Here is a 279-nt window from a genome sequence, read left to right on the forward strand (position 1 = left end):
CTATTTGACCGTGATGCCCTTAATGCAGAACTTGAAAAAATAGAAAAGCCAGCGGGTATTTCTAATCCAAAAGATTTTCGTAACGAAATAGTAAACTTTGTGCTTAGGGCTCGAGCGCACCATAATGGTAAAAACCCACTGTGGACCAGCTACGAAAAATTGCGCACCGTGATCGAGAAAAAAATGTTCTCTAATACCGAAGATTTGCTACCCGTTATTTCGTTTAATACCAAAACCTCTGCCGAGGATCAGCAAAAACACGAAGACTTTGTTAATCGT

The 279-nt window shown here is 40.1% G+C and carries 1 pseudogene; it reads left to right on the forward strand.

The window, feature by feature from the left end:
• Positions 1-279, forward strand: a pseudogene (locus tag AAEY83_RS14415) (hypothetical protein); the annotation flags it as partial.

The sequence above is a fragment of the Psychrobacter sp. TB20-MNA-CIBAN-0197 genome, from assembly GCF_040309765.1.
Classification (GTDB): domain Bacteria; phylum Pseudomonadota; class Gammaproteobacteria; order Pseudomonadales; family Moraxellaceae; genus Psychrobacter; species Psychrobacter submarinus.